We start from the raw sequence: 24,199 nt of genomic DNA, 5'->3' as shown, positions 1-24,199 counted from the left end.
TTGATATCAGAGCGGGTTTCTTTGACAACGGATAAGTATTCAATGAGGGAGTGGTTAGGATTCATGGGCGAGCATTCGAAAGAAAAATAAAGATAATTAGATCATGTCATTGCTTGTTATTCAATAGGTATTCGAAAAGTATGCTCGCGCCCTGGAGGAAAACCTTCGATCACATAATTACACGCATAAGCATAACAATTGGTTTTTTTTAGCCTGGAGCCATTTTCATATTCATTCCAGAATAGTTTATCATCATTAATATGATTCCAATACACCTCATAACGCCTTCCAGTATTTGGTTCAAAAAACAATACTCTTTTAACTCTATTATTAACTACATCACGTAAAAGTAAATCTTTTTTTTCTATATATCTTTCTTCATTGCATGCTTCTTCGAGTTGAATTGAATTTACAGAAAGAATACTCTTTTTGGGCTCAATAGAAGCTATTTCAAGTTCTATATACTCCCTAAGTTTATTGTTTTCTTTAAAACCTTTAATCAATTCTCGACCAATCAATTGGCTCTTTGCTAAATCTGATGCTTGCCCATCACAAACATAAAAATATTCAGGTAACCCAAGCTGCTTTGCCTCATCAACCGTGGTGCCACTAAATTCAACATAAAACCCGGAAAACCCAAGTTTCCTAAAATGTTTTTCAAGGTCAGAGTTAATCCCCTCTTTGTTTAATTTAAATAACTCCAATAATCCTTTATTTTGATGATTATTTTCATCATCAAAACCATAATCCCACTCATAGTTTTTTCTACCCGAAAAAGCTAGCAGTGTCACATTAATCATCTTGCACTCCCTATTTGGAAGCCTGAAATCTATTAGGTATTTAATGTCATTAAAAATTTTATTGACACCTTAAAATCTAGTACAAAGTCAGATATTTTCAAATAAAAATTATCACAAAATGAAATTATTGTATCAATTAACACCTTATCTCATATAATGTATTGAATAAAAACAAATTTTACCATTTTAGTATCATGTGTTTACTCCAAAATTAAATGGCCCACAATTGTGGGCCATTTAAGTTAATAAACATATCTAACGATCAAATCTATCCAGCCATCAGACCAGTTTTGATTTTCCGTTCGTCGTATCGGACCAAGCGGTTATGATGGTGGATTTCGTTTGGTTATCAAGCGAATCAATAAATCCACTGTCTCCCATATTAGGGGCAAATCCACTCATCGCCTGCACCAGAGAATCCACCGCATTAGCAGAGAGGGCGGTATATTCACGCTCGCCCTGTGCATCTTTATTCCCCATTTGGATAACAATATCCGCACGGTTGCCATTGAAGTAATTATTGAAGGTCACAGACCCCATTGCTTCAAACTTCCCTTGTGCCGAAGTATCTTTGACATTGCGATCCGTCAGCAGAACCAAATCGTAACCACTACGTTGGAACCACAGGTTTTTCCAGTTGATATCGTTGAAAATAATCTTGTCACCTTGTTTGATATCTTCAACTGCGTTATCAATCACACTACCGCTGACCACAAAGCTATTAACGCCTGTGCCACCTTTGAAGTGGTTCTGATATCCGCCTAGTACCAGCAGGTCATCACCAGCACCGCCGTCAAACTGGCTGAACTTGGATACCGCATCAGCAATCAGATGATCATTGCCTGTACCCCCATTGATCACCGCGTGATAACCCATCAGTTTGATAGAGTTGTTGCCTGAATTGCCATCAATCCGGCTATAGTTACCAAAGACAGTCGCAAAGTCGTCACCTTCTCCCAAATTAACCTGACTGTTGTTACCAATGGTGACTACATAATCTTGGTCTTCTCCGGCATCAATACGATTAAAGTTGCCAGCAGCCACGATATAATCGCGTCCTTTACCGCTATTAATCATGCCACCTTCACCAAAGGCAAACACCCGATCATCACCATCTCCCATGTAGGCATAATTGATACGTCCGGCCAGTACAGCAACGTCATTGCCTGCACCACCAAACATCATGTTTTCACGCCCCATCATGACTCCTGTGTCATGACCTTTACCGCCCGCGAAGATATTGGAAGTTCCCACAGAGTAGAAGACATCATCACCACGACCTCCCCAGAAATTATTGTTATCTCCCAGATAAGCGCCGAGATCTTTACCATCCCCTCCCCAGTTAAAGTTATAGTTACCGAGTGAAACGTGGATATCGCCATCCCCTTGCAGATGACCACTGTTGCGCAGAAAATCGAAGGTTTTACCCTTCATGTTCAACAAATCAGCCGTCAGGTTCTCTTTCAGATTGGCGACCATAGATTTCATTTCGGCCTGCTTATCCTTATGGAACAGCGTTGCAAACAGGTTTGGCAGGTTCAGGGAAGTCAATCCAAAAGCGCGATCTGTCTGTGGTGCTTCAGTTTCCGCAGTAGATTTATCGCGTTTATCAATGGTGACATGTCCTTCTTGATTTTCATCAGGCGCTTTCGCTTTCAGTCCGTGGCTTTCAGCAAAAGATTTCACGCCATTAGCCCCCATTTCAAATCCTGCTCTCAGGCTGCCGAGTAACTTGTCCCGATCAATGAAGGCCTTCAACTGATCACCACTAAATTCACCGACGATTTCCAGCATTTCGCTCAGAATGGCAACGCCATCAACGGGCTTACCTGAACGGGAAACAATGCCGCCGTTCGGGGTGTAATCCACGCCAAAAATATCACCCAGCGTAGTATCCGCGCCGACACCAGCCAGATTCCCCAACAGTTTGTTTTTGAGCTGACGTGGCAAGTCCTTTGGATTAAAGGTAAACGTAGTTTTTGCCATACCCGTGGAGGTATATTCCTGCGTCATCACGCCAAACAATGAACCGAGATCGGTATCCAGGATCGACTGGATGTTGTCACCGAACATAAAGTTCCAGTTACCTGTCGTTACCTGAATGTCTGCACCCTGTCCACCAACAGCAAAGTTGAAGGCCAGTTTTTCATTCATCTGACGGAATTTATCCGCCCGACTGATTTTACCCATTCCAGAAGTATTGCCATGCTTGGCCAACCACTGGCTGTACTGCTTGTTCAGTGTACTTTCGAGATCACTTTTCAGGCCACGGCTGCTACGTTCATTTTGAGAATCGAGATCAGTCAGGGTTTTATAGTCCACACTGCTGGTTAAATCGAGACCGGACAGATCACTGACATATTTCTTAGCACTTTCCAATGTCCATTGCTGATCCTGTTTCGCCAGCCAATCCGGTGAGTTAAACGACCCGGAAATGTTCTGCAATACACCGGAAATACGGGCTGCGCCATCAAATGGGTTAACCAGCGGTGGTGTCGGAATGGATTTTTCCAGCATGACGATCAAATCGTTACTGCGTCCTGCGTTGAAACTGACGTTGCGGTTACCCACAAACAGTTGTGCGCCTTCCAATGCCTGATAACCAGCAATATCAACACTATGCTTGCTGTCACCATCACCGATGTGAACCATCACGTTGTTATCACCAAAGGCCAGAGACTTAAAGCCACCTTTACCTACCTTGATGCCCACATTAGAGGTTCCCCAGTTAGCAACGGTAAACTCACCATCACCAGCCTGTACCTGAATATTGCCGGAATAGCTCAGTTTATTATTTGATGATGCCGATGATGCAGTAGTTCCATTCGCATCAGTTTCATGCCGTTGTTTTGGTGCATGGAATGTCTCTGCATTGTCCGCAATAGAGCCTTGCGCTTTTGCACCAACATCTGTCTGACCCACACGGGACAAGCTGATGTCATTTTCAGAGATACCACGGCGAACTCGCTCAGAATGGCTTTCCACTTCCCCTTTATCATTCCAGCCCAACACAATCTTGTTATCCGTGAGTTTATTAACCCACTGATCTTGCGCATCTTTCGTGTGTTTACGACCAACGCTGTCTACCGCAACTTCACTGCTGCGCGCCGAGACGGTGGTGCGGATACCCTGGCTATCCAGCGCCGAAATAAAGCGACGGGCAAAACCTTCACGCTTGTCATCGCCAATCAAGGAACAGCCAACAAGGCTGATATGGTCAGGTGTACCGGCTTGTTTGAAATCAGCACTGAACTTTTTCAGTTTCAAAGCCAGCTCATCTGCGCTGTAACCGCTCATGCGCGTATTTTTTTGTGTGATATCGCTTTCATCACGCCCATGCCCAACAATCTGCCAACGTAATTTGCCGGATGGTAATTGTCCAACGTCACCATACACCACACGATATTGGCCATTGGCATCAAGCTGAACAATCACGCTGGAATCAGGGTGTTTGCTTGCCAGACTCGCCGCTGCTTTCGCTGCAACAGGATCATTTTCAGTCTGGATAATGATCTGACCGCTAAAGCGGCTATCGCTATTTTCAGGCTGCGGTTTGACCTCAACATTCCCCCAAGAGTCAACATCTTGGTTGTTCACGCGAATATGACTTGACGAGTTGTCACCCAACGGTTTTTTCACCACATCAGCGCCATCAATACCCTCATATTTTTTCATTGGGGTATCATCAAACACTGGCAGCTCCAGCATGTCTCGCATAGTGACCTTATCAGCCAATCTTGGTCGATAAGTTGCCAGCACATCACCATCGATCACCACTACACGCTTGAAGACGAGTTCCCCGGCTGCATTTTTCGGTAACTTGTAGCTTTGAGCCATGTTCAGATCGGATTTCCCGAAGAAACGAGTCACATAAGCGCCAAACTTCTCCGCTGACGAAAATTCGACAATGCCTGCATTTGGATCATAGAAACCGTAAACGCGATTCTCACCGCTGCCTTTCGCCCACGCCGCCATTGCATGATCCGGAGCATCCAGTTCAAGCAGTACGGGTTTACCTTCCGTATTTCCGGCAGTAATTTTCTGAATCACGCCATCGACTGTCAGTGCTTTATCCCCTTCCAGTTTCTCTTTCCACACTTTGATGGATGTGTCCACCATCGGGTTCTTGGCATGGAGTGCTGCCAAAGATCCCAATAATTTATTCGCATTGGCGTGCTCAGTTTCAGAATACAAATCTGGATTGTTGAGTACGGCGGCTGCAGAATACATTTTTTCCAATAATTGGCGGGCAACACCATCTTGTCCGTTGTTTTCAAGTTGTTTCGCAACCAGAACCAATTTCGACAACGGATCACAACGTCCGCCATAACCATCGTTTGACAGGTTCAGCAACAACAATTGTGGTGCCAGTTGTTCGCTCGCTTTGGTATCAGAAATGCCTGTTGATGCAACATCACGGAACAGATGATTGAATTTCTCCGCTTTCGGCTGGAAGACGATTTTCAAGGCTCTGCTTTCAATTTCCCAAGCCAAAGCACCTTTTTGTTCTGCATTCCAGTGACCTTTGACCAGCAGATCTACCAGTTGCTTGATATTCATGCTTGAACGGAAGCCATCCACCGCTTGCTCCGCATGACCCTGCTTGTAACCAGTCAGGAAATCTTTTGTTGTACGGATATCTTTCGTCGTTCTGCCTGCGCTGTCTACCTCCGGTTTCAGCACTTCATTGTAACGTTTCAGATCGCTCTTGATGCCTTTGAGAATCTCTAATTCGTCAGGCTGCGGTTTTACATCAAACGAATCAGTCGCAATCTGCCCTGTATTGGGTTGGTTGGTAATATTCTCTGCCGACACTTTGAGTATGAATGTGCCATTTTTCGCATTAGCAACGACTTTATCGATATTCGACTGCACAAGGTTAGCTGCCTGCTTGAAATTGTGACTTTCAACTTCAACCCTGATTTTCTCACCTTTCTTCGTCGTCACTTCCAACGTCACGGCATCGTCACCGAAATCAACCACACGCCCCGTTACGTTTGCACCCAGCTTAAAGGTCTTACCCTGCTCTTTCAGCGCACGCAATACGTACTGTTGTTCACCGTCACGCGCCTGTTTCCAGACTCCGTCATAATGGGTAATAGTGTCATCTTCAAACGTATTGTAGTTAACATAGAAGCTTTGATTTTCCTCTCTGCTGGCTTCATAGGTATAAGCAAACTTGGATTTATATCCCGTTATCATTCCCTTATGGAAAGAGTCCATAAAGCGTTCAAAGTCTTTATAGTTATCAAATGACTTGATACCAAAGTTAGGATCATAGAATGACCAAACGGTTTGGCTTTCCCCTTTATGTACAACAACTGCCATTGCGTGATCTTCAGACATAAAGGACATATATGTCGTTTTATCCACATCACGCAACTGTTCCATCACAAACTCATAGCCGGCAATATCATTGCTCAACGAGCGGTCGATTCTATCTCCCGTTAATCCATTGGCTTTCAGCTTGCCGCCATAAGCTTGATTGGCTTTTCTGCGATCTTCCAAAGTAGACAGATTTTGAGTTTGGCTATACTGCATTGATAGCAGATCTTGAATTGCCGGACCGATATTTTGGCGGCGATACTGATTAAGCAAGGAGGCTTCAATCGAATTGATATCACTCTTTTTATTTACCGTATTGTCATTGTAAGCCTTGACCGCATCAGTCAGCCACGACAAATACGCTTTACCGCCACCGACTCCATGTACTCGCTCTTCTATCAGGTAACGGCCAGACAAGGCAAAACAGACACCTTCCAGAAATTCTTTTGACTCAATGTGATTCCCGTTAGTCAGGAGTACATTGCCAATTTCTGGCACAAGTTTCTTAAGATTACCTAGCAGTGATTCTCCCTGAGTGAAATGGAAAGAGTATTGATCCAGCTCTTTTCCACCTGATTTCACATCAAATAGGGTGTAAAGCATTTTTTCCAACAAGCCTGCCTTCACGCTACCATTTTCATGCCGAGGTTCAGAAAGTGTTGAAACAATCTGATCAGCATATTGGCTCATTAACCGACCGCTGGCTTCATGGCCATAGAAGGTCTGCTCACCCGATACCTGATAACCTGCCACAACAAGTTTGGCTCGCAGTTTTTCTCCTTCTTTGCCCAGCCCTTCGTTATCGGTCAACAGCATGATTGGCGTCTGCTTAGAGATACCTTGCAAGTTTTTCTCCACGGAGTACTGCCCATTGACTGCTTTCGCCAACGCGCCAGTGATCCCCGCAGGATTTGGTACTTCATGGGCAGTAATGGCTTTGGTCATGCTTGGCATTGGCCTGTCGAGCAGCAAACCAGAAACTGGCTGCCCGTTGCGTTCTGCATAACGGGCAAGATCCGCTGCAACCGCCCCACCCATCGAATAACCATGAATGATGATATTTTCAGGCTTAATACCACGGTCATTAACCAAATAACTGAACATGGTACGGGCATCCTGATACAGCCCTTTTTCGCTTGGATGACCATCGCTGGAGCCATAGCCCCGCATGTTCACCGCCAGCATATCAATACCCTGTTTTTGGTAGTGGCCTTGGATAGTACTGGCTTGCTCTTCCGCAGATGAGCCGGAACCGTGGATGAAAAGCACCACTTTTTTGGCAGTGTTCTGATCATCCTGATCCGTTTGACCGCCATTATGGTAATAACCCGTCAAACGCCCTGTTTTACCCCGTAGCGTGACTTTATCCGCAGCGCCGCTGGTCACTGCCGCATCCAATATTGTCTGAGTACTGCCATGCACATCGCGGCGGTCTTCTTTGGCTCCGTAAAGCTCATTATTCAGGAAACGTGCCACTGGATTGAATGGATCTCTGTCATGCGGTGGTGTGCCGTCGTTATCAATGGCAACTTTTTCGCCACTTCTTGGTGTAATATCTGCCAGTACCAGCGATTCTTCCAGACGGACATTCACTTGTGACAACAAATTTTGTAGCGCAGGAACGCGTTTTGAATCTGGATGTCCATTCAAATAGCTTTCAACCTGGTGAAGCAGGTCGGTTAATTTCTCCACTGCTTCAAAGTCATAATCTTTGTTGTTTTGCAAGGAATTTTGGTAATTACTGAGAGCATCTAACACATTCCGATAGCTGTCACCGAGGACCTTGCCTTTAACATAAGCCGCTTCCTGCAACTCTGCCGCAGACATCAAGTCAGTAGTTTTCGGTTTATAGTTCCAGCTACCGTCCACTTTTTCAGCGATAATGCGGGTACGCCCATGATCGTGGGAAACAATGCGATCTTTTATCAGATGCAACGCATCAGGCAGTTGGTCGTAATTGTCATAATTGGCAAGGATAAAACGCTCAACGGCTTTGATCTGAGCTGAATCTTCAGGATGTTCCAATATGATAGTTTTGAATTCATCACGGTGATTACCTGGCCACGGACGAATTTTAAACCCTTCATCATCAATTTTACTTACCAGCAAATTGCGTTCTGTACGCAATTTATAGAATGGCAGGGCTCGGTTCAGCCGACGATCCATGATGCTCGTTTTGATATTCAGATCAATCAGTGTATCTGGCTTATATGTGTTAGGATTCAATTTATGCAGCCTTTTCTGCTCTGCAGGACTGAATGAATCAAAACGTGCTTTCATAGAAATACCCGCACCTGTCAACCTGCGACCAATGGATTCAGGTGACACACCTTGATATTCTTTAGCAGCCTTATCCAGCAGACGAATCTCGCCTATCAGTCCTTCGCGCTGCAATTGACGCAATACCGGCAATTCAACATTCCAGAAGTAGTTGCCAAAACGCAATCCGCCTTCCGAAATGACATAGACATCATCACGTGATCCGGTTGCATAGAGGGAACTCCAGAATCCGGTATTGCTGTGGGCAGAAGTGTTAATGGCCGACTGCAAAACTTTCTGTTCTGCAATGTCAGAATCGAGAAATATGCTGCTACAACGCATCAGTATTTTATTCAGATCAATGGCAAAAGAGTTACCTTTTATATCAATATCGTAAACTACCTTCTTACCGTCAGTCTGTGCTGCATCAAGAACATCACGGTATTGTTTGAAGTTTCGGCCAGACCAGAATGAAACGATGCTCTTATCACCATGTGCAGGCTCAAAGCTATAACCATAGCTTTCCAGTTTCGAGACGAATTCGACGCGCTTGTCCCAGTCGTAATCGATTGTGGCATCAACGAACAGTTTCGCCAGCGAAGTGACCTGATCTTTTGGTACGCTATTTTCAGTACTATTCAGGTAGCCTTCAATAAAGGTCACCATTTTCTGTCTGAAATTGTCCGGAATATCTGCATCCACGCGATCAAACCCCGGCACAGGAATATATTTTTCAGTGGCAAACTCGTTACCTTTATCTAACCAACGGTAAATATTAGCCACTTTTTGTGCTCTGCTCATGACAGATTCTTCACCCAGTGCTTTCAGGCCACTGAGATCCAGTCCCGAAATTTTCGGTGTGTTTCTGACCCATTCAGTCTCGGTATCAGCGGACTGACTAACAGGTTGATTGACAGATGTTTCAGTATGCACAGATGTCAGGGTAGATCCGCCAGCAGCTTTTTTAGCGCGCACACCTGCATTGATCTGTAAGCGATTCAAGGCGCCTTTGGCATCGGTCAGTTCGTTCAAATCTTCATTCAGGTATTGCAGTTCTTCACTGAACCTACCATCTGCCTCAACGTTCAATTCAGCATTAACTTTGCTCTTGGATTTTTCAGCTTTTTCTATGTCTTCAGAGTAGTCAGATTCATACGCTTTACCTGACAAATGGCTGCCTGTTACGCCTGTGCTCGTCGGCTTATAGTCAACATCAAGTTTTGCCTGTTCAGCCCGTTGTTTCTGAGCGATGGATTCATTTTTTCTGTTTTCGGCCTGTGTGCGCGCTTCTTCAACATCCTGCTTGGCATGCTGATGGTTTTGTTCAGCTTTGAGCGTACCCGCTTCTGATTTGGCAACCGCATCCTTGATATCCCCCAGACGCGCTGCTGCCGTTTTTTGTGAGTTATCTAACTGGTTCTGTGCAGTCTCGCTTGTTTTGTCCAGTTCGGTCTGCAAGCGCTCTAATAAGCCACCCGCAAACTGATCACGCCATTGTTGACCGGATTCCCCATGATATGTGGTATGGCTGTCCAGCGCTTCCAGACCCTTGGTTTTAGCCATCAGCTCATCCCTTACCGCTTGGGATTCATCCTCGATCGCATCGCGCTGTGTCTGTCCATTGGCATTCAGGGCATCCAGATCTGTGGCTTCCAGTTGTGCCTGTGTGCCAGAGATCGCCGCCAGTTGCTTATCCCTTTCCTGTGCCAGATGCTGGCTGCCAGCTTCCGCATTTTCCTTATCCTGCAAAGCATTCTGTGCGGCCTTGTCCTGCCCCATATGCTCAGTAATGACGCTGCCTGGCATATCAAATGATGAGGATGAGGTTGCAGAGACATTATCCAGAACGTAGCCCAAGCCATCACTCAAGCCGATGCCAGAAAATTCCAGTCGGTTATTGCCCTTTTTGGCCTTTAAGGTCAATGCCTTATTTTGCCATTCGACGTTACCGTTGGCGGCGGCAAAAACAACTTCGCCATTCCACCACACTTCCAGCCCGTTATCATCAGAGATGTCAGCACGCCTTGCAAAATCGAACTTAACGGTAATGGTTTCACCCGCTGTCAGATCCTGAATATCCTGATAGAGATGCGTGTTACCTTTGACATCAATCTCACTGACACGATTGCCATGCCCCTCAATGCTGAGACCATATGCCTCGGCTGAATGGCTGGCTTCAATACCATTGGTGTATTGCCATCCCGCTTCACCTTGTTCAAAGTCACCATTGACGATCAGATTACGTGGCTGGGAAGAAGTGTTCCGCCGATCATTGTCAAGTGAATTCTGGATATCTTCCATATCCGGGGTATCAACACCCGTTACGGAACCTTTCAGGCTTCCCTGCAAATCAGAAGCGATTTCATCAATTTCTGTCAGTTTAAAGCCATTCAGGGAAGAAACTTCCGGCAGATTAATGGCTCCGCGCCCTTGATGGGTTCCCGATGTATTGGCTTCATCGCCATTCACCAGATAATTGATACCCTGACTACCTGCGTTACCAAGCACTTGCTGTTTTACATCATCAAACAGGGCATCCAATTTATTGCTCTGGGTATTGCTTTCCGCCACCGAAAGGCCATAAAAATCACCGTTACCCACCTGAATTGTCACGTTGTCGCGGGCATAAGAAGCATTGATATTCAAACCATCACCCACGCGGATGTTGGCATTGCCCTTGCCTTTCATGACCGAGACATTCAGGCCGTCACCCACGCGGGTATTGACGTTAAGTTTTCCCCAAGCCACATTGACGGAAACACCATCACCGACTTTGGTGTTAACGTTCAGATCGCCATGAACAGCAGTCACGCTTAATCCATTGCCCACGGTAGTCGTGATGTTGCCCTTACCTTTAGCAGCCGTGACCTGCATGCCATCACCCACTTTGGTGACCACATTGCCCTGGCTCCACAACGCATTGAAGCTGTCCCCATTACCGATTTGGGTCACAAGATTGGCATCACCTTTGGCAAGCACGACATTGCGGCCATCACCCACTTTAGTGATAACGTTGGCTTTACCCCAAGCGCCGGTATAATCATCACCATCACCCACATGGGTTACAATGTTAGCCTTCCCCTGAACAACGGTCACTTCCTGACCATCACCCACTTTGGTAATAATATTGGCATCACCTTTGGCAAAGTTATAACGATCACCATCACCAGCATGGGTCAGGATATTAGCTTTGCCCCAGGCTGCATTGATGCCTAATCCATCACCCACTTTGGTAATGATATTAGCGTCACCTTTGGCAAACCCGACCGTAGTACCGTCACCAACATGAGTCATGATATTGCCGGTTTTGGAAACCAGCAGACCCACTGTGGGTCCTTTGCCCACTTTGGTCAGAATATTGCCTTTGCCAGCCAACAAAGCTGCCGTCGGGCCATCACCGACATGGGTCACCACATTGGCTTCCGAAGCCGCCACAACACCCATGAAATCATTACCGACTTTCGTCACGATATTGGCTTTGCCTAACGCCAGCACACCTGTCAACCCATTGCCGACATGGGTCATAACGTTGGCTTTGCCAAACATGGCAGACAACGTTGTGCCATCACCCACTTTGGTCATGACGTTGGCCGTGCCAGCAAACAAACCAATGCTTGTTCCTTTTCCGATATGGGTATAAATGTTGGCTTTACCCACCATCAATGCCGCTGTCAGATCATCACCCACTTTGGTCAGCACGTTTGCACCACCAATCATGGCGGCAAAAGTAGAACCATGACCAATCTGGGTAAAGACATTGCCTTTGCCAATCATGGCAGAAAGTGCTTCACCGTTACCTACTTTGGTTGCAATGTTGCCTTTAGCAATCATCAACGCAACGCTGGTGCCGTTACCAACGTGGGTGTAAACATTGCCAAGTGCCAGCATCAATGCGAGTGCATCGCCGTTGCCGACTTTGGTGAAGACATTCCCTGCACCGCCCATCAGCGCCCAGGCATTGCCCTCTCCGACATGGGTGAAAATATTGCCAATCCCGACCATGGCCGCAATTGTTGTACCATCACCGACTTTAGTGAAGATGTTGCCTGCTGCGCCCATGACGCCCAGCGTTTGTCCATCACCAACATGTGTCAAGACGTTGCCCAGACCCAGCATAATGCCCGTGGTGTCGCCATCACCGACTTTGGTCAGGATATTCGCGCCGCCCAGCATAATACCAGTAGTTTTGCCATCACCAACATATGTCAGAACATTGGCACCACCGCCCATGATAGCCTGTACATTTCCTTTGCCCTTTTTCGTCAGGACATTGGCACCGCCCAGCATAATACCGGTAGTTTTTCCATCACCAACATGTGTCAGAACATTGGCACCACCGCCCATGATAACCTGTACATTTCCTTTACCCTTTCTCGTCAGGATATTGGCACCGCCAGCACCACGAAACTCTGTATTACCAAACTCAGAACTATGTTCAATAACATTGGCAATGCCCGCGCCATAAAAGTAAATATTGCCACGGGTCACGTTGGATTTGATGACGTTGCCGCCGCCTACACCTATATAATGAACATCGCCCGAACTTTCACCACTGCTGGTGGTCGATTTGAACAGCTCAAGATCACGATATTCATGCATATCAGGCACACGACCGGAAGTTGTGCGCACAGTATTCACGCTGTAATGAAGATCACTCAGCGAGTAGCCACCGGCTTCCATATCGGAATATTGATTGGCATATGAAAATATTTCATTCGCCACATTAGCGGTGTGATTACCTTCTTTATACCAAGGACGTGCAATATATTGCAGTACTCCTGTTTTGGGATCGTTCCTCAGTTCAACCACAACAATTTTTGTGTATATGTCGTGTCTTGTGGCGTACACATAAGTGTTTGGCATACGATTGGATTTCACAGCTTTTACATCAATGGTAGTTCCATCTCTGTCAATCGCGTGACCACCCATTTTCGCGTCTGACAAAGTAATATCTGCCGCGTCAATCTGGACACCATTGCCATAATTCACCCATTCGTTTTCTGTCAGTTTTTTCTCAACGGCATGAACCGTTACCGGTTTCCGTTGTTCAACGGTCAGATTTGATAACGTGTATGCACCGTCAGTACCGACTGAATTAAAGCCATCCTGAGCAGAGATATCTTGTTTTTCCAGCCCCTTAAGATGTTTACCTTCTTTATACCAAGCCGTTGAAACGTATTTCAGTTTGCCAGTGTCAGGATCATTGCGGAGCTGAACCTTGTTGATTTTAGTGTAAGTACCATCTTCAAACGCAAACAGGTAAGTGTTCGCCTCCCGCGCCGATTTAAACCCTGTCACCTGATGGGAGTTGCCAATCCATGAACCACTCATGGTTGCAGTTGTCAGCACAACCTCTTCAGCTCTGGCATATTCCATCCCTTCGCTGCCTAAGTCATTGGCTGCACCCTTGCGGGTAATTTCATTATAGGCACCCGCCCCCGTGAAATAGATATTACCGTGCGCAACATCGGAGTAGAGGCTATTATATCCACCCCCCCCCTCAAACCGGATATCTCCCCGGGTTTCAGAATAAACATCATCCGCCTGACGTGTACGCTCAAGACGGTTATAAGCCCCCGCACCTTTCAGAGTGACATTGCCGAATTTACCCTTACGAGAGATATGGTTATATGCCCCGCCTCCCGCAAAATCAATATTACCCGTCTCGACTCTGGAGCTAATGACGTTCGAAGCACCAGCACCATTAAAGGTCACATTTCCCTTAGAGCCCTGATACTGGTTAAACCAAGTACGATCGATCTTGTTAGCACCACCAGCTCCGGCAAAGTAAAAATTCCCCTGATTGGTTTCATGCCAGAATTCATTGTATGCACCTGCGCCCTTGAAGCTAATGTCGCCCTGCAACCCTTTGCGGGTGATGCTATTGTATCCGGCTGCGCCAGAATAAAAGATGCCACTCTTGTCACCGGTATGATTGATTCTCACGCCACCAGAGATGCCTTCAAATCTTATCGGCCCACTTTGTGTCTTATTGATTGAAGTGTAGCCGCTTCCTCCTTTCACCGTCAGATCGCCACCCGTATCATTGACTTTCAGACGCCCGGCAGCACCTACAATAGTGTCATGACCCCACGTTGTATTGACGGTAGCATCAAAAGAGCCGACGACTATGTAGTCATTTCCGCCATAAGCATTAATAACACCACCCACACCGATGGCGTGTATTGTGTTTCCATCATTATCATCTTCATATCTACCGGTAAAAAAGTATTCCGTACTTCGGTTGGATGATTTTCCCATAAATAATCCTGGTATTAGGCAGAAAAATTAAACATAAAACCACTGTACCCGACGGATACAGCGGTCATTTTGAATATCCAGAGTTCCCCTGACTGTGCAGGCTTTTTGCCCTTTCCATGCTGCAAAGACACGCCGACGAAGATCGCAGGCAATGTCACGCGCATGTCCGAAAGGCGCAATCATCTCTGGAAAAAAAATATGCTGACCTGAACGCCAGTCTTCCCGCGATATTTCCCGCTCTCCCGCAAGAATCGCTTCTCGACTGCTGTCAGACAAAAAAGCCCAATTACAAAAAGCAACTGGGCGTTTATGTTCATCTTCGTAATAGCAAAACTGATTAAGCTCAAATGACGGCAAGATTCGTTGTTGCCACTCAGCAACCAAATAGCGTCGGTGCAAAGGGGAATGTTGACAAAGCAACATTACCCCACCAATCATTGCCTGTATTTCAGTCGTACTCAGTGCTGCTGATTGATGTGTGACCATCATAAGTGAGCAACCACTTGACTAGGAATGTATTGATATTATTTTGATGTTTCTGAATTGCGTGTTACGCGCTTTTTAGGCTCAGTGGTTTCTGCAACATCAGCTGTTTCTGCAACCATCGCATCAGTTTGTGCCGACGTCTCAGTTTCATTTATTTCTGGCATAGGTAAAAAACCTGCGGCAATCAGTTTATTGATTTCAGCTTCCATTCTGGGATCTTCAAGCATGTTTTTTACCATGGAAACCATATACATAAAACCAGATGCAGGCATATGAATAGTTTGTTTTAATTGTAATTCCTGATCACTTTCTGCCAATATGCCATTTGCCATTCGATTAGGATCTTGACCAACAAAATAAAGGGAGAACACACCTTTGTTATAATTAACGCTTGAAATGGTTTGAACGAATTTCTCAGACATATCATTATCCATTAAATAAATATTGATTTAATGTTAAAATATCATTAAAACAAAATGATTAAATGACAAATGAATCCCATATTTATTATGGTTTCATTTATAATTAAACCTCATTACTAAACGCATCACTACAACTGCTTAAACTGCCTCAGCAGGGTAGGTTAATCAAAAATAATTTTTACAACATTGTTAAGAATGAGTATATAAAAATGTCAAACGCGATTTAAATACAAAATGACAAGTAAAGTGCACTATGATAAACCAAGTGATTCACAGGCTATTTTGAACAAAAATATATCCATATTATGGCTGAAATCAATATATAAACAGCAAAATGTCTGTTTAACCGCTACATTTTGTCCCAATTACCAACACTCATATCTCCCTTGATCACAGATAATACTTTTAACCGGATTTATTAAAATTCTTTTCCCAATAAATACCGCATTGCTTTTCAGGTTATCTTCTCGTTTCAGGGTTTAATTTTTCTTAAAAATATAGATCTACTTTGATGAATGAAATAGAAAAAAAAACAATATCATTAATTAAATTAATAATAATGATATCTAATAGAAGTCATCCTGCCGCATCAAATGAAAACTTAAGCGATAATGATGATTACAGCTCTGCTTTAAGTAAAATACAAAAAGAATACAATATTAAAGTTAAGAATAAACATTCTATAAATAAGAAGTTAGATGATATTTCTTTACCCGCTATTTTATTCGAAAACGATGGGCAACCTTTCGTTTTGGCAAAGTATGATGAACAACGGGTATTAATCCAAAGACCTCATCAGGAAGCATCTGAGATCTTAGGTAAAGCAGAATTTATCAGTCTATGGAGTGGTAAGTGGTTAAAAATAAAACAAAGAAGTAGCCAGTTTAATATTCGCTGGTTTATTCCTGAGTTTGTCAGGCAAAAGAAAAACCTGACGGAGATACTGCTGTTCTCTTTCGTTTTGCAAATTCTGGCACTTATCTCACCTCTGGTCGTGCAGGTTGTCATGGATAAGGTTCTTGTCCATCAGGCATTTTCCACGCTGGATGTACTGATTTTCGGGCTGGTGACCGCCGGATTGATTGAAGTGCTCCTGCGGGGATTACGCGAATATCAGTATGCCCACACAGCCAACCGGATTGACATCAAACTCGGGCTGAAATTGGTTAAGCACCTGTTCGGCCTGCCCCTGCTGTTTTTCAAATCCCGTCAGGTGGGTGCAATTGTGACGCGGGTACGGGAACTGGAAACGGTGAGGGAGTTTTTAACCGGCTCCATGTTCACGCTGTGTATTGATGTCTTGTTCATGTTCGTATTTATTTACGTCATGAGTCTGCTGTCCGGTATGCTGACGCTCATTTTTCTGCTTACCATTCCCTGTTATGCCCTGCTTGCATGGTGGGTTACCCCAAAAATTGAACAGGCAGTGGAAAAACAGTTTACTCATGCCGCCATCAATACCTCTTTCTTAACTGAAACAGTCGCGGGGGCCGAAACACTGAAAAGCCTGGCCGCTGAGCCTCGCTTTATCCGCCGTTGGGACAGCCAGACCGAAAAAATGGTCAGCACCAGTTATGATGTACAACAGTGGGACAATCGTTCCGGTCATCTGGTCATGCTGTTACAGAAGGTAACCAGTGCGGTTATTATTTGGCTTGGCGCTTCAGAAGTGCTTTCACTGCACATGACGATTGGTCAATTGATTGCTTTCAATATGATGGTGAGCCATACCCAACAACCTTTGTCCAAGCTGGTGCAACTCTGGGGGCAATTTATCCGTTCACGTATCGCCATTGAGAAGCTGGGTGATATGCTGAATCTGCCTACAGAACAGCAATCTGGCAACCAACACGTTACATTGCAGGGCGCGATCTCATTTTCCGATATTGTTTTTCGCTATCAACCCGACCTTTCCCCAACCATCAATCATTTCACGCTGAATATCCGGGCGGGCGAAACCGTCGGCGTCGTCGGCACGTCCGGCTCTGGGAAAAGTACCCTTGCACGTTTGCTGCTGCGGCTTTACACCCCGGAAAGCGGGGTAATCACGCTGGATGGCATCCCCTTGCAACATCTCAATATTGAATCCATCAGGCAACAAGTCGGTATCGTGCTGCAAGAAAACTTCCTGTTCAACAAAACAGTGTATGAAAACTTGTCCCAATCATGCCCTGATGCGCCGTTATCCACCGTTATTGAAGCAGCAAAGTTAGCAGGGGCACACGATTTTATTCTCAAGCTGCCAATGGGATATGACACGGTAATCGCAGAAGGGGGGCAATCCTTATCAGGTGGACAACGGCAACGTCTGGCCATTGCCAGAACTCTGCTGTCAGATCCCAAAATCCTGATCCTTGATGAAGCCACCAGCGCGTTGGATGACGAATCACAAGCCATCATTCAGTCCAATATGGCATCCATTGCTCAGAGCAGAACTGTCATCACTATCGCACACCGGCTCTCCACGGTACGCCAGTGTGACCGGATCATTGTGTTACATCAGGGCCAAATTACTGAACAAGGCAGTCATGAACAACTTCTGCAACAGGGCAAGCACTATCGAAAACTCTGGCAGTTACAACAAGAACTAAAACAGGAGGAGCCGACCCATGTTTAAGGCTATCTTGCACAAAGGGATCAAACGGTTCCGTACTCCCACTCCCCACTATGACTTTTTGCCAACACATCTGGCGCTGTCACAACGCCCTCCCTCTCCGTTCGCACGTTATACGGCGATTACCCTGAGCATTGGCGTGCTGGCCGCCTTACTGTGGGCTTATCTGGGGAAGCTGGATGTGCAGGCAACGGCAACCGGCCGCCTGATTGCTTCAGGCCGGTCACAGGTCATTCAGGCTTATGAACAAAGCCGCCTGATTGCCATCCATATTACAAATGGGCAGCACGTTGAGAAAGGTGCGCCACTGCTGACGCTCAATACACTTGGTGTAAATCAGGATATTGCCCGTTTGCTCGAACAGCGCGACTACCTGACTGAAGAAGAAATCCGCTATCAGGCTTTATTGACGAAGAGTGATCCCAAATCCCTACCCGCTTTCCAGCAACAGCCCGCAGTAAAACAGGAAAAAATCCTGATGCATTACCATCACGAAAAGCAGGAGTTCGATTCAATCGTGACCAACATCTACGCGGAAATGGAAGTCAACCTCACTTCCCAAAAAGCGCGGAGTAGCGATATACGGTCATTGAGCAATCTACGCGAAAATATCAGCCAGCGTTTGCAGGCTCGAAAGACATTGAGCCAAAAGCAGGTCATCAGCAAAGTCGAATATCTGGAACAAGAAAAGGAATTTCTGGAAACAGAAAGGCTGATCGCTCAGCAAAAATCAGAACTTAGTATTCTCCAGACGCAATACAAGAGCCTGGAGGAACGTTTAAAAAGCAGCAAAGTGCAAAAAGAGCGGGAATGGTTTGAGAAAAGAAAACAGGCTGAAATTCAATTAGCTGGCCTGAAACAGGAAATCTCTAAAATGCATGAACGGGAAGAGCTTGAGATTGTGCGCTCTCCTGTGACGGGAACTGTCCAGCAGCTCAGTGTCCATACTCTTGGTGCCGTTCTACAGTCAGCACAAAGTTTGATGGTGATTGTGCCCGATGAGCATGTACAACTTGCTGAAATTCAGATCCTGAACAAAGACGTGGGTTTCGTTCGCCCGGGTCAGCACGTCACGGTCAAAGTTGATGCTTTCCCTTATACCCGCTACGGTACAATCGAAGGTGAGTTACTCAATATTTCACGGGATTCCACAACCGATGAGCGTCTTGGTCTGGTTTTTCCGGCACAAATCAGCCTTAAGCAAAACAATATTATGGTGGATGGAAAACCGGTCGAAATTACGGCAGGCATGTCCATTGTTGCGGAAATCAAGACGGATCAGCGACGAGTGATTGATTATCTGCTCAGCCCAATTCAAGAGTATCAATCAGAAGCCCTGAGGGAAAAATAATCATGACTGACGATTATGCTCTGAATTGTATTGTCTATTTAGGAAAACAGTTCCATAAGGTCGCTTCTGTAGAACAACTGCACCATGCACTGGGGCTGGATTCCCTGACGCTGACAGATTCACAACTGCGCGAAGCGGCTGATGCGATTGGGCTACACAGTAAATTTGATCACCTGACACCGGATAACGCCGGTACATTACCCTTACCTGCATTAATTGAATTGGATCAGCGTTGGTGGGTATTGTCAGAAATCCAACCTGATACGATCACTGTGCTCGATCCGACCAGCGGAAAATGCGAAGTGCGTACGTGGGATCAGCCTGCGCACGGTGAGAAAGCGAAACCCGATAGGTGCAGCGCTGGCCAATATAAAGTGCTGCTGGTAGCAGACAAGACACTGACTAAACAACAGATTAAATTCGGACTGAGCTGGTTTTATCCTTCCATTTTCAGGCAAAAAAATCAGTTACGGGATATTTTCCTGTTTGCCATTGTGTTGCAGCTTTTTGCGCTGGCTGCGCCTTTGTTGTTTGAAAATGTCATCGACAAGGTGCTGGTTGGGCGAAGTATTGCCAGCCTGCATGTCCTCGGCATGGCGATGCTCGCACTGGCATTGGCTGAGCCGCTGTATGGCTTCCTGCGTAATACCGTGTTTGGGCATATGGCCAGCCAGATCAACTCCGAACTTTCCGGCAGGCTTTATCGCCATCTCGTGGGATTGCCCCTGCCTTATTTCAAGCAACGCCAAACAGGGCAAATTATCGCCAGAGTGCGGGAAATGGCGCATATCCGGCAGTTTCTGACCGGCTCAACCCTTATGTTGCTGCTCGACCTGATTTTCATCATTCTGTTTCTGGGTGTCATGTTCCACTATTCTACCCTGCTGACATGGATCGTTATCAGTTCGCTGGTACTCTACTTCTTGCTCTGGGTTGCCGTCGGGCCAATCATTCGACGCAAGGTAGAAAAAGAGTATGAAGCCGATGCCGATGCCACAAGTTTCCTGACAGAAGCTGTCACGGGTATCGAAACCATCAAAACTACCGCAACCGAAAAACGTTTTTTGCACCAGTGGCAAAAGGCATTGAGCCAGCAGTTGATCCAACGCTTTACGGCTCAGAAAAGCGGGCTGGCAGCAGGACAAGGGATCGCCCTGATCCAGAAAGTTATTGCCGCCTTACTGTTGTGGTGGGGAGTCCGGGCCGTGCTTGATGGCAATTTATCTCCCGGTGAATTAATTGCTTTTAATATGCTGGCAGGTCACGTTACCCAGCCGATCTTACGATTGGCGCAAGTCTGGCAGGATTTTCAGCATACCCTGATCGCCCTGCGTCGGGTTGGCGATATTCTGGATGAACCCATGGAAAACAGTAAACAGGGGCTGGCATCGGCACCTGAGCTGGCAGGCCAGATTGAATTCAGGAATATACGCTTCCGCTATCATGCAGATACGCCGGAAGTGCTGGCAAATCTGTCGCTGGCAATTAAGGCAGGAGAGTTTATCGGCATTACAGGGCCGTCAGGCTCCGGTAAAAGCACGCTGACCCGACTGTTGCAGCGCCTGTATGTACCACAACACGGGCAGGTTTTGGTGGATGGCATGGATTTAGCTATTGCCGACCCTGTATCACTACGCCGTAATATGAGTGTTGTTTTGCAGGAGAGCATTCTTTTTTCCGGCAGCATTGCGGATAACATTCGCTTGTGCAAACCCAATGCCAGTGATGAAGAAGTTTATCAGGCCGCAAACTTAGCGGGTGCCACTGATTTCATTAATGCGTTCCCACAAAAATTCGCTCATCCTGTCGGTGAAAAAGGGAGTAATCTTTCTGGCGGACAACGGCAGCGTATCGCGTTGGCGAGGGCGTTGCTGAATGATCCCAGGATCTTGATCCTTGATGAAGCCACTTCCGCACTAGATTATGAATCTGAAGCGGCCATTATGAGCAATATGGACGAGATATGCCGCAACCGAACGGTGATTAGTATCGCCCATCGGCTGAATACTATTCGCCATGCCAGTAAAATTTTCGTTTTAGATCAAGGGAAAATCGTTGAGTCAGGTTCACATGATGCTCTCGTGCAGCAAGACAGCTTATATGCCCAACTCTGGCATCAACAAACCAAGTGATTACGGTGATTTTTTTATGGCGCTTTTTACGACGACAAAAAAAGAAAATTCATTGAAGACATGAAGCTTATTTCGCCTTAGAATTAATTTCATAACGAAATTAACATAGCATCACAAAATGTTCTTAAGGAAGAGAATATAACTATGAAACAAGTCACTATTACAGCTTTGGTTTTTTCTCACACATCAGTCACATCGGTTGCCATGCCGATTGAAATTCTCACCATTGCCGCCAACGCCATTGGCGGCCCGATTCCTCATGTCAATATTATTTCTCCAACCCATCAAGGCATGATTGGTCAGGGAATGACCCATCAAAGCGTCAATAATACAAATGGCCTGTTTGGGGATCCTGCGCCTGCTGCCCACGATACCTTCCACAATACTCTTCAAGACGACCAGGAACCCGATATTATTCTGGTTGGTTCATTGGGCTTTCCTGAATGGGAACCACGGCACTGTTCGAGGGAACTCATTGAGTGGATTAAGACGATGGATGAAAAACACATTCCTATTGTTTCAATCTGCTCTGGCACCTTTATACTTGCCAAAGCAGGATTATTAAACACAGGCGCAACAATCCATCCTCACTTTTCCACTGAATTCAAAAAAATATTTCCCCATATCCCCCTTTATACCGACGAAAAGATCATCAGTGACAATCACCGTTTTTGCATTTCCAGCGCCTATGGGTGCGGAAGCGCCATGCTGAATATTGTTGAGTTGATCTACGGGCAATATGCCAGAGAACAATGCGCGAAATTCCTGCTGGGCGAAAATGACAATAAAAATTCGTCTGATTCCGCCTGTTTTGTCGCTTATCGCCAACATGCCGATTCGCTGATCCACAAACTACAAGATTGGATGCATGCTTTCCCCTCTGAAATTTTATCCGTCGCCGATTTAGCCAATAAAATTCATCTTTGTGAACGCCAGATGAAACGTCGTTTTAAAATCGCCACAGGGAAAACACCGATTCAATATATTCAACAGATCCGTCTGTCACAGGCCAAACATTGTCTGGAAAAATCACAGAAAACCATCGAAGAAATCAGCCATGAAGTGGGTTATGAGGATACCCGTTATTTCAGAGAGTTATTTAAACGTTGCAATGGATTAACGCCAAAAGAGTACCGCCAAAAATATCATCACTGATGAACGTTTTTTTGCACTCTGCAAATAATCAGAGAGTCACACCGCTCCGGGATGAGTCAATAGCACTGGCGCTTAATGGTGTCTGGTGGGAATAAATGTTGATTCGGAAGGTTGATAAATAGGCTAAAGCGACAAGACAGCACCGTTAAATTGCAGGCCAATGTGGATGACTTCAGGTGACTGGATGGCATTCTTCGCCAGACACAGTTGCACTTAAGTTATAGATAGACTAATCTGTCTAAAAAGTCTTACCACTAACCGAAGTGATCATCAGTAAGGACGATAAATGGCAAGAATTCTCCTACCCTTTCTTGGCTTTTGTTTTTCTATGTTCATTTTTAATACAAATTCCCAGTCATCCCAAGAACAGATGCGTGTATCAACTACAACCATGCAGTCGGTTCCCTTTATGCCTTCTATCGAAATTTTGGGATCTGTCGTTGCAAAAAATGAGGTTGTGATAAGCCCGGCACTGACTCAACTTGTCATTACTGATGTTTTAGTCGGAGAAGGTGACTATGTAAAACAAGGGGAAGTTTTGGCGACACTGGAAACACCCACTCAAGATGAAAAAGTCAAAAGAGCCAAAGCCGAGATGGAAAAAGCGCTGGCGTTGATAAAAAAGAATGAAGCAATGAATAGTCATGCTCAGTCTGAGCTTAAGCGGGCAAAACCACTGATCAGTACTGGCGTGATTTCTGCCAGTGAATTTGACAAATTTAAAATGGAAGCAAATTCATCATTATCTGCCTTGAATGCAGCAAAAGCAGAATATCGGCAGTTACAGGCACAACTGCAAGAAGAAAAGACTCAACGGGCCAAAACCACAATACTCGCTCCCAAAGAAGGTGTTATCAGTGAACGTGTTGCCATGAGCGGGATGATTACTAATGATAATTATCTGTTTAAGTTGATTGAGAATAATCAGTATGAATTCTCGGCTGATGCCTATGTTTCTGACTTAAAACAGGTACAGGCAGGCTCATCTGCGGTTATTTCCCTGACTGAAGGAGATAAAATAGCCGGAAAGGTAAGATATATATCCCCGAAAGTTGATCCGATTACCCAAATAGGAAAAATAAGAATTACTCTGGAAAATGTCCCCAAAGATATCAAGCTGGGTGATTTTGGTTATGCCCTTTTTCAATTCAAACCCGAAAAGGTCAATGCCATCCCTTATAGTGCTGCCAAAATAACTGACAAAAATAAAGTAAGTGTCTTTGTTGTCGGGAAAAACAATATTGTCGAGAAAAAACAGATTGTCACCGGGCGTATTTTTGATAAATGGATTGAGATAAAGTCAGGATTATCATCAAAAGATAAAATCATTGTTTCTGCATCGCCATTCCTGCAAGAAATGGATATTGTTTCTATGACATCACAGGAAAAATAAG

General features: G+C 45.4%; 9 protein-coding genes. 5 read left to right on the top strand and 4 right to left on the bottom strand.

Translation table 11 applies throughout. The features are described 5' to 3' along the window. Positions 1–116: 116 nt before the first annotated feature. The 4 genes from AAC854_RS01300 to rtxH all read right to left on the bottom strand — a co-directional run bounded on the left by AAC854_RS01300 (position 117) and on the right by rtxH (position 15,553). Complete coding sequence (locus AAC854_RS01300; RefSeq protein ID WP_340615544.1) at positions 117–800, bottom strand: hypothetical protein; 684 nt, start codon at positions 798–800, stop codon at positions 117–119. 279 nt (positions 801–1,079) lie between these two features. Continuing rightward, entirely contained in the window at positions 1,080–14,645 is a 13,566-nt protein-coding gene (rtxA, locus tag AAC854_RS01295) for an MARTX multifunctional-autoprocessing repeats-in-toxin holotoxin RtxA (protein WP_340615543.1), read from the bottom strand. A 27-nt stretch (positions 14,646–14,672) separates the two neighbouring features. Beyond that, complete coding sequence (rtxC, locus tag AAC854_RS01290) at positions 14,673–15,134, bottom strand: RTX toxin-activating lysine-acyltransferase RtxC (RefSeq protein WP_340615542.1); 462 nt, start codon at positions 15,132–15,134, stop codon at positions 14,673–14,675. 35 nt (positions 15,135–15,169) lie between these two features. After that, entirely contained in the window at positions 15,170–15,553 is a 384-nt protein-coding gene (rtxH, locus tag AAC854_RS01285) for a protein RtxH (protein ID WP_047963099.1), read from the bottom strand. A 559-nt stretch (positions 15,554–16,112) separates the two neighbouring features. Between rtxH and AAC854_RS01280 the strand changes: the two genes are divergently transcribed. From AAC854_RS01280 to AAC854_RS01260, 5 genes are all read left to right on the top strand, one after another. Beyond that, positions 16,113–18,170 carry a peptidase domain-containing ABC transporter gene (locus tag AAC854_RS01280; RefSeq protein ID WP_422824012.1) on the top strand — a complete coding sequence of 686 codons (2,058 nt, stop codon included), beginning with the start codon at positions 16,113–16,115 and terminating at the stop codon, positions 18,168–18,170. Beyond that, entirely contained in the window at positions 18,163–19,518 is a 1,356-nt protein-coding gene (locus AAC854_RS01275; protein WP_340615540.1) for an HlyD family type I secretion periplasmic adaptor subunit, read from the top strand. Before AAC854_RS01280 ends, AAC854_RS01275 begins: the two co-directional genes overlap by 8 nt. Positions 19,519–19,520: 2 nt before the next feature. Beyond that, positions 19,521–21,650, top strand: coding sequence for a type I secretion system permease/ATPase (locus tag AAC854_RS01270; RefSeq protein ID WP_340615539.1), 2,130 nt, complete (start codon positions 19,521–19,523; stop codon positions 21,648–21,650). Between the two features lie 144 nt (positions 21,651–21,794). Beyond that, a complete protein-coding gene (locus AAC854_RS01265) occupies positions 21,795–22,805 on the top strand; it encodes a GlxA family transcriptional regulator (RefSeq protein WP_340615538.1) in 1,011 nt (336 codons plus the stop codon). 286 nt (positions 22,806–23,091) lie between these two features. Then, positions 23,092–24,198, top strand: coding sequence for an efflux RND transporter periplasmic adaptor subunit (locus AAC854_RS01260; protein ID WP_340615537.1), 1,107 nt, complete (start codon positions 23,092–23,094; stop codon positions 24,196–24,198). The last annotated feature ends 1 nt before the right edge of the window (position 24,199 follow it).

The sequence above is a fragment of the Xenorhabdus entomophaga genome, from assembly GCF_037996725.1.
GTDB classification, from domain to species: Bacteria; Pseudomonadota; Gammaproteobacteria; order Enterobacterales; family Enterobacteriaceae; genus Xenorhabdus; species Xenorhabdus khoisanae.
The sequence above is the reverse complement of the archived record's forward strand: the minus strand, read 5'-3'. Positions and strand labels throughout refer to the sequence as shown.

Bases quoted from the DNA above. Each gene is read 5' to 3' on its own strand.
- AAC854_RS01300 (WP_340615544.1), bottom strand. From the start codon at position 800: ATGATTAATGTGACACTGCTAGCTTTTTCGGGTAGAAAAAACTATGAG.
- rtxA (WP_340615543.1), bottom strand. From the start codon at position 14,645: ATGGGAAAATCATCCAACCGAAGTACGGAATACTTTTTTACCGGTAGA.
- rtxC (WP_340615542.1), bottom strand. From the start codon at position 15,134: ATGATGGTCACACATCAATCAGCAGCACTGAGTACGACTGAAATACAG.
- rtxH (WP_047963099.1), bottom strand. From the start codon at position 15,553: ATGTCTGAGAAATTCGTTCAAACCATTTCAAGCGTTAATTATAACAAA.
- AAC854_RS01280 (WP_422824012.1), top strand. From the start codon at position 16,113: ATGATATCTAATAGAAGTCATCCTGCCGCATCAAATGAAAACTTAAGC.
- AAC854_RS01275 (WP_340615540.1), top strand. From the start codon at position 18,163: ATGTTTAAGGCTATCTTGCACAAAGGGATCAAACGGTTCCGTACTCCC.
- AAC854_RS01270 (WP_340615539.1), top strand. From the start codon at position 19,521: ATGACTGACGATTATGCTCTGAATTGTATTGTCTATTTAGGAAAACAG.
- AAC854_RS01265 (WP_340615538.1), top strand. From the start codon at position 21,795: ATGAAACAAGTCACTATTACAGCTTTGGTTTTTTCTCACACATCAGTC.
- AAC854_RS01260 (WP_340615537.1), top strand. From the start codon at position 23,092: ATGGCAAGAATTCTCCTACCCTTTCTTGGCTTTTGTTTTTCTATGTTC.